Consider the following 13,440-nt stretch of genomic DNA (forward strand, 5'->3'; position numbering starts at 1 on the left):
GGGTGAATGGGGATGGCGTTTTTTGCTAAACTTGCATAGTTTGGCCTTAATGCAGGTTGCTTTTGTTGGTTGTTTTTGCTTCAAAGGCGAATGACATTGGGGCAGGCAACGGTGCAGTGTCGCTCCGGCACCGCCGTTACTTAAGAGGGAAGCTCGGTTCGCATCTTGCGTGCCGTTGAAAAGGGAATCAACGATGCAAAAACAAAGACCCAAGCACCTCGATCTACCGAAGATCAGGCTGCCAATCCCGGGGATCGTGTCGATTTTGCACCGCATCAGTGGTGCAGCCATGTTCCTTGCCATTCCATTTGTCATCTGCCTGTTTCAGGGTTCGCTAAGTTCGGCGGATCAGTTTGAAGCTTACAAAGCTGCAGTGGCTCACCCATTGATCAAAATCATGTTGATCGGTCTGTTGTGGGCTTTCATTCATCATGCCTGTGCTGGCGTACGTTTCCTGTTGCTGGATATGCACAAGGGAACGGAGCTGCACACCGCACGTAATACAGCCAAGACGGTGATTGGCATCAGCTTGGTGCTGACCGTGGTTGTGGGGGGCTTACTATGGTAAATCGTGTGGTGGTGGGGGCACATTACGGCCTGAAGGATTGGCTGGCACAACGCATTACTGCGGTATTGATGCTGGCGTATGTGGCGCTTTTGATCGTACTGCTGTTCTGTGCAAATGGTCAGGGCTATGACGGCTGGAAGGCCTTGTTCCAGCAGACTTGGGTACGCCTGTTTAGCACGGTCACCATGTTGGCATTGCTTTACCATGCCTGGGTGGGTGTCCGCGATATCTGGATGGACTATGTCAAGCCTGTCAGTGTTCGTCTGACACTGCATGTGCTGACCATCCTGTGGCTGGTGGGCTGTTTTGTGTATTCCGTTAAAGTATTGTGGGGTGTGTAATGGCCGTCGCTATTCGTCAATTTGATGCAGTCATCGTTGGCGGTGGTGGTGCTGGCCTGCGCGCCGCGCTGCAACTGTCTGAGGCCGGTCTGAAGACCGTTGTCTTGTCCAAGGTATTCCCTACTCGCTCCCATACCGTTGCTGCACAAGGTGGTATCTCTGCCGCTTTGGGTAACGTGCAGGAGGATAAATGGGAATGGCACATGTACGACACCGTGAAAGGATCGGACTGGCTGGGTGACCAAGATGCCATCGAATTCATGACCCGTAATGCGATTGACGCGGTCATTGAGCTGGAACACTTCGGCATGCCGTTTGATCGTGTTGATTCCGGCCGAATTTATCAGCGCCCGTTCGGTGGTCATACCGCCAATTTTGGCAAGACCCCAGTTCAACGCGCCTGTGCTGCTGCTGACCGGACTGGTCATGCCATGTTGCATACCCTGTATCAACGTAACGTTCGTGCCAAGACACAGTTCTTTGTCGAGTGGATGGCATTGGATCTGATCCGCGACAGCGAAGGTGACGTGGTGGGGGTGACTGCGCTGGAAATGGAAACCGGCGAAATCATGATCCTGCATGCCAAGGCTGTGTTGTTTGCAACGGGTGGTGCGGGGCGAATCTTCGCGGCATCGACCAACGCATTCATCAACACTGGTGATGGCTTGGGTATGGTTGCCCGTGCAGGCATCCCACTGGAAGACATGGAATTCTGGCAATTCCACCCAACCGGTGTGGCAGGTGCAGGTGTATTGATCACTGAAGGTGTGCGCGGTGAAGGCGGTATTCTGTTGAATGCCAATGGTGAACGTTTCATGGAACGTTATGCGCCAAACCTGAAAGACTTGGCACCACGTGACTTCGTTTCCCGCTGTATGGCACTGGAAGTGCTGGAAGGCCGTGGCGCCGGTAAGGAAAAAGACCACGTACTGCTGAAACTGGATCACCTGGGCCCGGACATCATCAAGCAGCGTCTGCCTTCGATCCGTGAAATCGCGATCAAATTCGCTGGCGTCGATCCGATCAAAGAACCGATCCCCGTTATCCCGACTTGTCACTACCAGATGGGTGGTATCCCAACCAATTATCTGGGTGAAGTGATTGTGCCAAAGGGTGAAAATCCGGAAGCGCGAGTTAATGGTTTCTATGCGGCAGGCGAGTGTGCATGTGCTTCAGTGCATGGTGCCAACCGCCTGGGTACCAATTCGTTGCTCGATCTGGTCGTATTTGGCAAATCAGCAGGCAATAGCATGGTCGACTTTATCCGTAAGGAGCGTTCAAGCCATAAGCCGTTGCCGGTAAACGCAGCGGACTTCAGTTTGTCGCGCGTAGCCCGTATTGATTCGCAGGTCGGTGGTGAAGAAGTCTCCTTCGTGCGTACTGAAATGCAAAAAGTAGTTCAGGCTCGCGCAGGCGTATTCCGTACCGACAAGAACTTGGGTCTTGGTGTGACAGAGATCAAGCAAGTGGCTGAACGTGCCAAGCGTACGCAGATCCAGGACAAGAGCAAAGTCTTCAACATGGCGCGTGTTGAAGCGCTGGAACTTGAGAATCTGATCGAGGTCGCAGTGGCTACCCTAGTATCGGCTGAAGCACGTAAGGAGTCCCGTGGTGCGCACGCACATGACGATTACCCTGAACGTGACGATGCCAACTGGACGAAGCACACGCTGTACTACGCTGCGGATCGTAGCCTGACGTACAAGCCGGTGCACACGCAGCCATTGACAGTCGAGCACATTCCGCCGATCAAGCGGACGTTCTAATCGGTTCGGAAGGATAGCAAGATGAAAGTCAAATTCAGCATTTACCGTTACAATCCAGATGTCGATGCCAAGCCATATATGCAGGACTATGACATTGATCTGGAGCCTTCCGACAAGAAGTTGCTCGATGCGTTAATGCGCCTGAGAAATGTCGATGATACGCTAAGTTTCCGCCGTTCATGCCGCGAAGGTGTGTGTGGTTCTGATGCAATGAACATCAACGGCAAGAATGGCCTGGCTTGTATTACCGATGTGGCTACATTGAAGCAACCGATTGAGTTGCGTCCGTTGCCGGGTATGCCGGTCATCCGCGACCTGATCGTGGACATGACCCAATTCTTTAATCAATACAATTCGATCAAACCTTACGTACAAAACGACGAACCGGCTCCGCAGCGCGAACGCCTCCAGTCGCCAGAAGAACGTAAGGAGCTGGATGGCCTGTACGAGTGTATCTTGTGCGCGTGCTGTTCGACCTCATGCCCGTCGTTCTGGTGGAATCCGGACAAGTTTGTTGGCCCGGCTGGCCTGCTTGCGGCGTATCGCTTCATTGCCGATACACGTGATCGAGCAACCGCGGAGCGTCTCGACAACCTGGAAGATCCATATCGCCTGTTCCGCTGTCATACCATCATGAACTGCGTGGATGTTTGCCCGAAAGAGCTGAATCCGACACGCGCGATCGGCAAGATCAAGGAATTGATGGTGAAGCGTGCAGTGTAAACGGGCCGATCAATGAGCGATATGGATCGTATCCGTTGGCGTTCACGGCGGGGATTGCTGGAGCTGGATCTGATGCTGGAGAAGTTTATGGCTCGGTGGCTGGACAGGCTATCCCCAGAGGAATTGGAGTCCTACAAGGATCTCCTGTTTCTACCGGATAACGATTTGCTGGATATGGCAAATGGTATCACCGACCACCCGGATGAGCGCTTGCAGGCAATTCTCCAAAAAATCAGAGATTGCTGAAATTGAACAACAGGTGCTGACATCAGACCGGCACTATAACTAACAATACACTCGATTCACCGGGCGCTTGCGACCCGGTTGACAGGACACTCTCTTAGGAGCTCCAGATGGAAAACCGCAAAATCACGCTGACCTACAACGACGGAAAAGACACGCAAGAGTTTCCGGTGCTGCCAGGCACATTGGGTCCGGACGTTGTTGATATCCGTGCTTTCTCCAAAACCGGCATGTTCACGTTTGACCCCGGCTTTTTGGCGACCGCTGCATGTGAATCCCAGATCACCTTCATTGATGGTGATCTTGGGCAGCTTTACTACCGCGGTTACCCAATTGAGCAATTGGCAGAGCACAGTGATTACCTCGAAAGCTGCTACCTACTGCTGAATGGCGAATTGCCTACCGCCAAGCAGAAGGAAGACTTCGATTACATGGTGCTGCGTCATACCATGTTGCACGACCAGATTCACAATTTCTTCCGTGGTTTCCGTCGCGACGCACACCCGATGGCGGTGATGGTAGGGGTAGTGGGGGCGTTGTCCGCGTTCTACCATGATTCGCTGGACATCAACGATCCGCACCACCGCGAAGTATCGGCTTTCCGACTGATCGCCAAGGTGCCGACCATTGCTGCACAAGCTTACCGCTACAGCAAAGGCTTGCCGTTCTCTTATCCGAAAGCGGGCCTGAGCTATGCGGAAAACTTCCTGCACATGATGTTCTCCACGCCGGTGTCTGAGTACAAGGTAAATCCGGTGCTGGCCAAGGCGTTGGATCGTATCTTCATCCTGCATGCCGATCACGAACAGAATGCGTCTACATCGACGGTACGTCTGGCAGGTTCGTCAGGTGCCAACCCGTTTGCATGTATTGCTGCTGGTATCGCTTGCCTGTGGGGTCCGTCGCATGGTGGTGCGAACGAAGCGGTTCTGAAAATGCTGGACGAAATCGGCTCGGTCGAAAACGTGCCTGCATTCATGGAAGGCGTGAAGAACAAGACCCACAAGCTGATGGGCTTTGGTCACCGCGTTTACAAGAACATGGACCCACGCGCCAAGATCATGAAGCAGACTTGTGACGAAGTGCTGGCCGAATTGGGTCTGCACAACGATCCGAAGTTCAAGCTGGCGATGGAATTGGAAAAGATTGCGTTGGAAGATCCATACTTCATCGAACGCAAGCTGTACCCGAACGTCGATTTCTACTCCGGTATCGTGCTGTCCGCAATCGGTATTCCGGTTGCCATGTTCACGCCGATCTTCGCATTGGCGCGTACTGTTGGTTGGATTGCACACTGGAGCGAGATGATTTCCGATCCGGGCATGAAGATTGGTCGTCCGCGCCAGTTGTACACCGGCGCACAGCGCCGCGATTACGTGCAGCTCGACGCACGTAAGTAATACCTGTTTTGGGGCCGGTCAATGCCGGCCCCGACAGCACATGCGTAGTCACGAGATGGCACCTTGCTTCCGTCAAGGCGGAAGTGTCTTGTTATGCCTGATTGGGGCAGGGTGGCTCTCGTCCTCTGACTGTAATGATAACGGAGGGCACATGTAGCTGTTTGTTGAAATAACCACTGATAAGCCTTTAAGGGGGCAACCGCCATGATGAAAACCATGATGAGCAATTCCTACCTGTTTGGGGGGAATGCACCATTTGTTGAAGAGTTGTATGAGTTATATCTGGCAGACCCCGGGGCGGTGACACCGGAATGGCGTGATTATTTCGACAAACTGCAACAGTTGCCGGGCGCGACCGATCGCGATATCCCGCACCTGCCGATCCAGCAGTCTTTCGTACAGCTAACCAAGACCCCGCGTTATGCATCGCAGCAAAGCGTTGCGACCCAGCAGGAAATCACCCAAAAGCAAGTCAAGGTACTGCGTTTGATCAGTGCTTACCGCATTCTCGGTAACCGTCACGCTTTCTTGGATCCACTGAAGCGCTCCGACACCGCGACTATCCCTGAGCTGGACCCGGCGACACATGATCTTACTGCTGAAGACATGGCGGTCACATTCAATACTGGCTCACTGCATGGTATTGCCAAGCAAGCGCCATTGTCCGAAATCGTGAATGCATTGAAGCAGACCTACTGTGGCAGCATTGGTCTGGAATACATGCACATCATCGACTCCGAACAGAAGTACTGGATTCAGGAGCGTTTCGAAGGTGCGCGTTCCCGTCCGGAATTCGCGCCCAGTAAGAAAAAGCGCATTCTGAACAAGATTACTGCCGCAGAAACCCTGGAAAAATACCTGCATACCCGTTATGTCGGTCAGAAGCGCTTCTCGCTGGAAGGTGGCGAAAGCATGATTGCAGGTATGGATGAGCTGATCCAGCGCGCAGGTGAGAAGGGCGTGCAGGAAATGGTTGTCGGCATGGCGCACCGTGGTCGCTTGAACGTCCTCGTAAACACGCTGGGCAAGCTGCCGCGTGATCTGTTCTCCGAATTCGAAGGTAAATACAACGACGAACTGGCGTCGGGTGACGTGAAGTACCACATGGGCTTCTCCAGCGATATCCCAACACCAGGTGGTCCAATCCACGTATCGTTGGCATTCAATCCATCACATCTGGAAATCGTCAACCCAGTGGTGGAAGGTTCGGTGCGTGCACGTCAACAACGTCGTAGCGACCGTACTGGCGATCAGGTAATGCCAGTATTGCTGCATGGCGATGCTGCTTTTGCAGGTCAAGGCGTGGTGATGGAAACACTGGCATTGTCCCAGACCCGTGGTTACGGTACTGGCGGTACAGTCCATTTCGTCATCAACAACCAGATCGGCTTCACGACTTCCGATCCGCGCGACAGCCGTTCCACTTTGTACTGTACGGACATCGCGAAGATGGTCGATGCACCGATCTTCCATGTAAATGGCGATGATCCGGAAGCAGTGGTATTCGTGGTTCAGGCGGCATTGGATTTCCGTCAGCAGTTCCACAAAGATGTCGTGATCGACATGGTGTGCTTCCGTAAGTTGGGCCATAACGAAGCGGATGATCCGTTCGTGACCCAGCCGATGATGTACAAGAAGATCCAAAAGCACCCGGGTACCCGAAAGCTATATGCAGACAAGCTGTTGGCTGAAGGTGTGATCAAGGGTGATGAGCCGGATGGCATGATCAAGGCTTATCGTGATGCCTTGGATCGTGGTGAGCATGTTGAGCAAACCACGCTGTCTGACTACCAGCGTAGCTTTGCGATTGATTTCAGCGCGTTCAAGGGTACGCACTGGGCACATCCAGTGGACACCACTGTGCCGCAAGGTGATTTGAAGCGCTTGTCCGAAAAAGTGACCTCGATTCCGGAAGACTTCAAGCTGCATCCTGGTGTCGAAAAGAATGTGATCGAAGCGCGCCGCAAAATGGGTCGTGGCGAGGCCCCGCTGGACTTCGGTATGGCAGAAACCCTGGCTTACGCTTCGTTGCTGGAGAGTGGCTATAGCGTACGCTTGTCCGGTCAGGACTGCGGTCGCGGCACCTTTACCCATCGTCATGCCGTGTTGCACGATCAAAACCGTGAGCGTTGGGATCAGGGCGTATATGTTCCGCTGCGCAACCTGTCTGAAAAGCAAGCCAACTTCCTGGTGATCGACTCGATCCTGTCCGAAGAAGCGGTATTGGGCTTCGAATACGGTTACGCATCAGCTGAGCCGAATGAATTGGTGATCTGGGAAGCACAATTCGGTGACTTCGCCAACGGCGCACAAGTAGTAATCGACCAATTCATCAGCTCAGGCGAAACCAAGTGGGGCCGTTATTGTGGCCTGGTGATGAGCCTGCCGCACGGTTACGATGGCCAAGGTCCTGAGCACTCGTCCTGCCGCGTTGAGCGTTATCTGCAACTGTGTGCCGAGCACAACATGCAAGTGGTGATGCCAACGACCGCGGCTCAGTGGTTCCACGTGCTGCGTCGCCAGATGCTGCGCCCCTATCGGAAACCCCTGATTGTGCCGCTGTCCAAGCGCCTGTTAAAAGCCAAGGAAGCAATGTCGGATCTATCCGAGCTGTATGCCAGTGCTTTCAAGCCTGTTATCGGTGAAGTGGATTCGGCAATCGATGCGAAGAAGGTCAAGCGTGTTGTGGTGTGCTCGGGTCAGGTTTACTACGATCTGGTCAATGCCCGTAAGGAGCGCAAGGTCAGCGACGTGGCGATTGTTCGTCTGGAACAGCTGTATCCATTTCCGACCGATAACTTTGCAGAAGAACTGGCCAAGTTCTCCGCGGCCAAGGAAATCGTATGGGTTCAGGAAGAGCCGCGTAACCAAGGTGCATGGTTGTCGATCCGCCATCGTCTGGAAGCTGCATTGAGCCCGAAACAGACTCTGTCGTTCGCTGGTCGTCCTTCCAGTGCATCGCCTGCTGTGGGTTACATGAGCAAGCACGTTGCACAGTTGAAGGCCTTCCTTGAAGAAGCGATTGTGATCAAGAAGTAATCCACCAAATGGTTGAGGCGGGCAATCCTGGATTGCCCGTTGCAAGAAACAAAAATCGGAGAAAACGATGCTGATTGAAGTGAAAGTTCCGCAATTGCCGGAATCCGTTGCAGAAGCCGTACTGGTTGCCTGGCATAAGAAGGAAGGCGAATACGTTGAGCGTGACGAAAACCTGATCGACTTGGAAACCGACAAGGTTGTGTTGGAGTTGCCGGCACCGCAAGCGGGTGTGTTGGTCAAGATCGTTAAGCAAGGCGGCGAAACCGCAGTCAGCAATGAAATCATTGCGCAGATCGATACCGAAGCCAAGGCTGGTGCCGTTGCACCTGCAACTGATATGGCCAAGGTAGCAGAAGCCGCCAAGGAGGCAGGTATTCCTGCATCCGCAGTGGGTTTTGGCACGGCAGTGATGCCCGCAGCGCGTAAGCTGGCTGACGAAAACAATGTTGACACCAGCAAAGTGGAAGGTACTGGCCGCGGCGGCCGTGTGACCAAGGAAGATGTCAGCAACGCCATGAGCGCACCCAAAGCCGCGTCGGCTCCTGCGCCTGCAGCCAAGCCGGCGCAACTGGCTGCTGCGCCGGCAGTTGCTGTTGCCTTGGGTGAGCGCCCAGAGCAGCGCGTACCGATGTCCCGCCTGCGTGCTCGTGTTGCAGAGCGTCTGGTGCAATCGCAACAAACCAACGCCATCCTGACCACGTTCAATGAAGTGAACATGGCGCCGGTAATGGAGCTGCGTGGCAGGTACAAAGATCGTTTCGAAAAAGAACACGGTATCAAGCTTGGCTTCATGGGTTTCTTCGTCAAGGCAGCTGTCCATGCACTGAAGAAATACCCGATCGTCAATGCATCGGTTGATGGTAACGACATCGTTTACCACGGCTACTTTGACATCGGCGTGGCTGTTGGTAGTCCACGTGGTCTGGTCGTGCCGATCATCCGTAATGCAGACCAGCTGAGCTTGGCCGAAATCGAAAAGCAGATCGCTGATTTTGGTAAGCGTGCGCAAGAAGGCAAGTTGGGGATTGAAGAACTGACGGGTGGTACCTATACCATCTCCAATGGCGGTACCTTCGGTTCGATGATGTCCACCCCGATCATCAATCCACCGCAATCAGCCATCCTGGGCATGCACGCCACCAAGGAGCGTGCTGTGGTTGAAAATGGTCAGGTTGTAGTTCGCCCGATGATGTATTTGGCACAGTCCTATGACCACCGTATCATCGACGGCCGCGAAGCGGTGTTGAGCCTGGTGGCGATCAAGGAAGCTATCGAAGATCCGGCTCGTCTGTTGCTGGACCTGTAATAGCGGTGCCTTTCCGGCCGGCGTGTGTGCCCTTGGGTGCCTGCGTCGGCCAGTCCATTGGTACGGCATAGACAGTATTTGGTTGTGGCCAAATGCAAGTTCGACAAATTAGGAATGATCCATGTCCAAATCGTTTGACGTCGTGGTAATCGGCGCCGGCCCTGGCGGTTATGTAGCAGCCATTCGTGCTGCACAGTTGGGTTTCTCGGTTGCGTGCATTGACGAAAACAAGAGCGCTGACGGCAAGCCTGCGCTGGGTGGCACTTGCCTGAACGTAGGTTGTATCCCTTCCAAGGCGCTGCTGGAGTCCTCCGAGCAGTTCCATAAAATCCAGCACGAAGCGGAAGTGCACGGTATCAGCGTGACCGGCGCCAAAGTTGATGTGGCGAAAATGCTGGAGCGCAAGCAAAAGATCGTTAACCAGTTCACCGGTGGTATCGGCCTGCTGTTCAAAAAGAACAAGGTCACCAGCCTGCACGGTCATGGCAAGATCCTGAAGCGTGAAAATGAGAAGTGGCTGGTAGAGGTATCTGGCGACGCAGCGGAAGTGGTGGAAGCCAAGCATGTGATCATCGCTACGGGTTCCAAGCCGCGCTACATTCCAGGTATCGACGTGGACAATGTCGATGTGCTGGATAACGTAGGTGCGCTGTCATTGCCTGTGGTACCGAAACGCCTGGGTGTGATCGGTGCAGGTGTGATCGGTCTGGAAATGGGTAGCGTATGGAAGCGCCTGGGGGCGGACGTGACCGTACTGGAAGCGATGCCATCCTTCCTGGCGGCTGCAGACGACGAAGTGTCCAAGCTGGCCTTGCGCCTGTTCACCAAAGAACAGGGCCTGGTGATTCAGACTGGTGTGAAGATCGCCGAGACCAAGAAGGTCAAGAAGGTCATCCAGATCAAGTACACCGACAGCGCAGGTGCAGAGCAGCTGCTGGAAGTGGACAAGTTGATCGTTGCTGTTGGCCGTGTACCCAATACCGACAGTATCGCTGTGCCGGAAGTGGGTCTGCGTATCGATCAGCGTGGTTTCGTGGAAGTGGACGATCATTGCCATACTGGCCTGCCCAATGTCTGGGCGATTGGCGATGTGGTACGTGGCCCGATGCTGGCGCACAAAGCGTCGGAAGAAGGCGTGGCCGTGGCTGAGCGCATCGCCGGTCAGAAGCCGCATCTGGACTTCAACTGCATTCCCTGGGTGATCTACACCGCGCCGGAAATCGCTTGGGTTGGTAAGACCGAGCAGCAGTTGAAAGCCGAAGGCGTCGAATACAAGAAGGGCAGTTTCCCGTTTGCAGCAAACGGCCGTGCGCATAGCCTCAACGCGGCGCAAGGTTTCGTCAAGATGTTGGCTGATGCCAAGACTGACCGCATTCTTGGCGTGCATATCGTTGGCCCGATGGCCGGCGAGTTGATTTCCGAAGCGGTTGTTGCGATGGAATTCCACGCCTGCAGCGAAGACATTGCCCGCATCGTCCATGCTCACCCGAGCCTGGCGGAGGTCATTCACGAAGCGGCGTTGGGTTGCGACAAGCGCGCCATCCATAACTAAACAAGGTGTGAGGGGATTGGCATTGTTGTTGTCCGATTGTAAAGCGATCGGTTGAGAGCAAGCCTAAAGCTCCTCACCCATACCCTCACTCCTTCCAAGAAAAGGATTAAGCAATGAACCTGCACGAGTATCAAGCAAAGGAACTGCTGGCCAAGTATGGCTTGCCGGTTCAACAGGGCATTCTGGCCAACACGCCGGAAGAGGCTGCCAATGCCTTCCGTGGTCTGGCTGGCAAGTTTGCCGTGATCAAGGCACAAGTACATGCTGGCGGCCGTGGCAAGGCTGGCGGTGTGAAGGTGGTCAAGTCTGCGGACGAAGCTGCCGAAGTGGCCAAGAACCTGCTGGGCACCCGTCTGGTGACCTATCAGACCGACGCAAACGGTCAGCCGGTTCACAGCGTGCTGGTTTGTGAGGACATGTATCCAGTTCAGCGTGAGCTGTATCTGGGTGCAGTGGTAGATCGTTCCACCCGTCGAGTGACCTTCATGGCTTCCACTGAAGGCGGCGTGGAAATCGAAGAAGTGGCACACAATACACCGGAAAAAATCCTGAAGGTCACGGTTGATCCGCTGGTTGGCTTGTTGCCGTTCCAGGCGCGTGAAGTTGGTTTCCAACTGGGCCTGAACGATGACCAGATCAAGCAGTTCACTAAGCTGATGATGGGTGCTTACAAGGCATTCGTCGAAAACGACTTTGCCCTGTTCGAAATCAACCCGCTGGCAGTGCGTGGCGATGGTAGCTTGTGCTGCGTGGATGCCAAGATCGGTATCGACTCCAACGCTATGTTCCGTCAACCGACTTTGGCTGCTGCACGCGACAAGTCGCAAGAAAACGAGCGTGAGCTGAAGGCTTCCGAATTCGACCTGAACTACGTTGCGCTGGAAGGCAATATTGGTTGTATGGTGAACGGTGCTGGCTTGGCGATGGCAACCATGGACATCATCAAGCTGTACGGTGGCCAGCCTGCCAACTTCCTGGACGTTGGTGGTGGTGCGACCAAAGAGCGCGTGATCGAAGCGTTCAAGCTGATTCTGGCTGATCCGTCCGTTCAAGGCGTGCTGATCAACATCTTCGGCGGTATCGTTCGTTGCGACATGATTGCTGAAGCGATCATTGCTGCAGTGAAGGAAGTCAACGTGACTGTGCCGGTCGTGGTTCGTCTGGAGGGCAACAATGCTGAGCTGGGCGCGAAGATCCTGTCCGACTCCGGTCTGACGCTGATCCCGGCGCAAGGTCTGGCAGACGCTGCGCAGAAGATCGTTGCCGCTGTTAAAGCAGCTTAATCCACCAGCACACTAGGAGTTCGAAATGAGCGTATTAGTCAATAAAGATACGAAAGTGCTGGTGCAAGGCTTCACCGGCAAAAACGGCACGTTCCACTCAGAACAGGCGCTGGCTTACGGCACCAAGGTTGTTGGTGGCGTGACGCCGGGCAAGGGTGGTACGACCCACCTGAACCTGCCTGTGTTCAACACCATGAAGGAAGCGGTCAATGCAACTCAGGCTGATGCTTCCGTAATCTACGTACCGGCACCGTTCGTATTGGATTCGATCATCGAAGCGGTTGATGCAGGTGTGAAACTGATCGTGACCATCACCGAAGGCGTACCGACCCTGGACATGCTGAAGGTGAAGCGTTACGTTGAGGCCAGCGGTTCCCGTCTGATCGGCCCGAACTGCCCTGGTATCATCACCCCGGGTGAGTGCAAGATCGGCATTATGCCTGGCCACATCCACAAGCCGGGCCGTATCGGTATCGTATCCCGTTCCGGTACCCTGACTTATGAAGCGGTTGCGCAAACGACCGCTGCTGGTCTGGGTCAGTCGACATGTATCGGTATCGGTGGTGATCCGATTCCTGGTACCAGCCATATCGATGCACTGAAGTTGTTCCAGGAAGATCCGCAGACCGAAGCGATCATCATGATTGGTGAAATCGGCGGTACCGCCGAAGAAGAAGCTGCTGAGTACGCCAAGGCGCACGTGACCAAGCCAATCGTTGGTTACATCGCAGGTGTGACCGCGCCGAAGGGCAAGCGCATGGGTCACGCTGGTGCGATCATCTCTGGTGGTAAGGGTACAGCAGAAGAGAAGTTTGCTGCCTTCGAAAAGGCTGGCATCGCTTACACCCGCAGCCCTGCAGAGTTGGGCTCGACCATGGTCAAGCTGCTGCAAGAAAAAGGTATGTTGTAAGCCTCAAGCAGGTTGACCGGTTATCTGGTCAATGCGACAAGCGCCACCTTCGGGTGGCGTTTTGTTTTAGTGGTGGAGTGTAGAGATTGAAATGGCGTTGGATGGATTAATGGTTGCCAGCAAGATCCTTCCGGTATTGTTGGGCGAACTTGCCGTGCTTGCCTGCTGCCTTTGTTTGCACACTTAACCAGAACCGGCTTTGTTCGTGATTCGAGTCAGTCAGTGCAGGGTATTGCTAAAAGGGTGATGCCAGCTTACTTGGCTTGGCTCGCATGCTTGACCAAGGTTGCTTTACCGGGCTTGGTAACT

Annotated in this window: 11 protein-coding genes; all 11 read left to right on the top strand. The window is 54.3% G+C overall.

What is annotated here, in order from left to right; genetic code table 11:
* Positions 1–193 precede the first annotated feature (193 nt).
* Positions 194–568 carry a succinate dehydrogenase, cytochrome b556 subunit gene (gene sdhC, locus FFS57_RS15535; RefSeq protein WP_137938722.1) on the top strand — a complete coding sequence of 125 codons (375 nt, stop codon included), beginning with the start codon at positions 194–196 and terminating at the stop codon, positions 566–568.
* Complete coding sequence (gene sdhD, locus FFS57_RS15540; protein ID WP_137938723.1) at positions 562–909, top strand: succinate dehydrogenase, hydrophobic membrane anchor protein; 348 nt, start codon at positions 562–564, stop codon at positions 907–909. The genes sdhC and sdhD overlap by 7 nt, the downstream gene beginning before the upstream one ends.
* Positions 909–2,675: a succinate dehydrogenase flavoprotein subunit gene (gene sdhA, locus FFS57_RS15545; RefSeq protein WP_137938724.1), complete on the top strand. Its 1,767-nt coding sequence runs from the start codon at positions 909–911 to the stop codon at positions 2,673–2,675. Before sdhD ends, sdhA begins: the two co-directional genes overlap by 1 nt.
* A 21-nt stretch (positions 2,676–2,696) precedes the next feature.
* Positions 2,697–3,398, top strand: coding sequence for a succinate dehydrogenase iron-sulfur subunit (locus FFS57_RS15550; protein ID WP_137938725.1), 702 nt, complete (start codon positions 2,697–2,699; stop codon positions 3,396–3,398).
* 21 nt (positions 3,399–3,419) lie between these two features.
* Positions 3,420–3,644, top strand: coding sequence for an FAD assembly factor SdhE (locus tag FFS57_RS15555; protein WP_249384012.1), 225 nt, complete (start codon positions 3,420–3,422; stop codon positions 3,642–3,644).
* 107 nt (positions 3,645–3,751) lie between these two features.
* Entirely contained in the window at positions 3,752–5,041 is a 1,290-nt protein-coding gene (gltA, locus tag FFS57_RS15560) for a citrate synthase (protein WP_137938727.1), read from the top strand.
* 204 nt (positions 5,042–5,245) lie between these two features.
* On the top strand, positions 5,246–8,080 hold the full coding sequence (locus tag FFS57_RS15565; RefSeq protein WP_137938728.1) for a 2-oxoglutarate dehydrogenase E1 component: 2,835 nt from the start codon (positions 5,246–5,248) through the stop codon (positions 8,078–8,080).
* Positions 8,081–8,147: 67 nt separating this feature from the next.
* A complete protein-coding gene (odhB, locus tag FFS57_RS15570; RefSeq protein ID WP_137938729.1) occupies positions 8,148–9,386 on the top strand; it encodes a 2-oxoglutarate dehydrogenase complex dihydrolipoyllysine-residue succinyltransferase in 1,239 nt (412 codons plus the stop codon).
* A 121-nt stretch (positions 9,387–9,507) separates the two neighbouring features.
* A complete protein-coding gene (gene lpdA / locus FFS57_RS15575; RefSeq protein WP_137938730.1) occupies positions 9,508–10,938 on the top strand; it encodes a dihydrolipoyl dehydrogenase in 1,431 nt (476 codons plus the stop codon).
* A gap of 113 nt (positions 10,939–11,051) precedes the next feature.
* Positions 11,052–12,221: an ADP-forming succinate--CoA ligase subunit beta gene (gene sucC / locus FFS57_RS15580; protein ID WP_137938731.1), complete on the top strand. Its 1,170-nt coding sequence runs from the start codon at positions 11,052–11,054 to the stop codon at positions 12,219–12,221.
* A gap of 25 nt (positions 12,222–12,246) precedes the next feature.
* Positions 12,247–13,131 carry a succinate--CoA ligase subunit alpha gene (gene sucD, locus FFS57_RS15585; RefSeq protein ID WP_137938732.1) on the top strand — a complete coding sequence of 295 codons (885 nt, stop codon included), beginning with the start codon at positions 12,247–12,249 and terminating at the stop codon, positions 13,129–13,131.
* The last annotated feature ends 309 nt before the right edge of the window (positions 13,132–13,440 follow it).

It is taken from the genome of Chitinivorax sp. B (genome assembly GCF_005503445.1).
Classification (GTDB): domain Bacteria; phylum Pseudomonadota; class Gammaproteobacteria; order Burkholderiales; family SCOH01; genus Chitinivorax.

Coding starts and splice junctions, on each gene's coding strand:
- sucC (WP_137938731.1), top strand. CDS start 11,052: ATGAACCTGCACGAGTATCAAGCAAAGGAACTGCTGGCCAAGTATGGC.
- sucD (WP_137938732.1), top strand. CDS start 12,247: ATGAGCGTATTAGTCAATAAAGATACGAAAGTGCTGGTGCAAGGCTTC.
- odhB (WP_137938729.1), top strand. CDS start 8,148: ATGCTGATTGAAGTGAAAGTTCCGCAATTGCCGGAATCCGTTGCAGAA.
- FFS57_RS15565 (WP_137938728.1), top strand. CDS start 5,246: ATGATGAAAACCATGATGAGCAATTCCTACCTGTTTGGGGGGAATGCA.
- FFS57_RS15550 (WP_137938725.1), top strand. CDS start 2,697: ATGAAAGTCAAATTCAGCATTTACCGTTACAATCCAGATGTCGATGCC.
- sdhD (WP_137938723.1), top strand. CDS start 562: ATGGTAAATCGTGTGGTGGTGGGGGCACATTACGGCCTGAAGGATTGG.
- sdhC (WP_137938722.1), top strand. CDS start 194: ATGCAAAAACAAAGACCCAAGCACCTCGATCTACCGAAGATCAGGCTG.
- gltA (WP_137938727.1), top strand. CDS start 3,752: ATGGAAAACCGCAAAATCACGCTGACCTACAACGACGGAAAAGACACG.
- FFS57_RS15555 (WP_249384012.1), top strand. CDS start 3,420: ATGGATCGTATCCGTTGGCGTTCACGGCGGGGATTGCTGGAGCTGGAT.
- sdhA (WP_137938724.1), top strand. CDS start 909: ATGGCCGTCGCTATTCGTCAATTTGATGCAGTCATCGTTGGCGGTGGT.
- lpdA (WP_137938730.1), top strand. CDS start 9,508: ATGTCCAAATCGTTTGACGTCGTGGTAATCGGCGCCGGCCCTGGCGGT.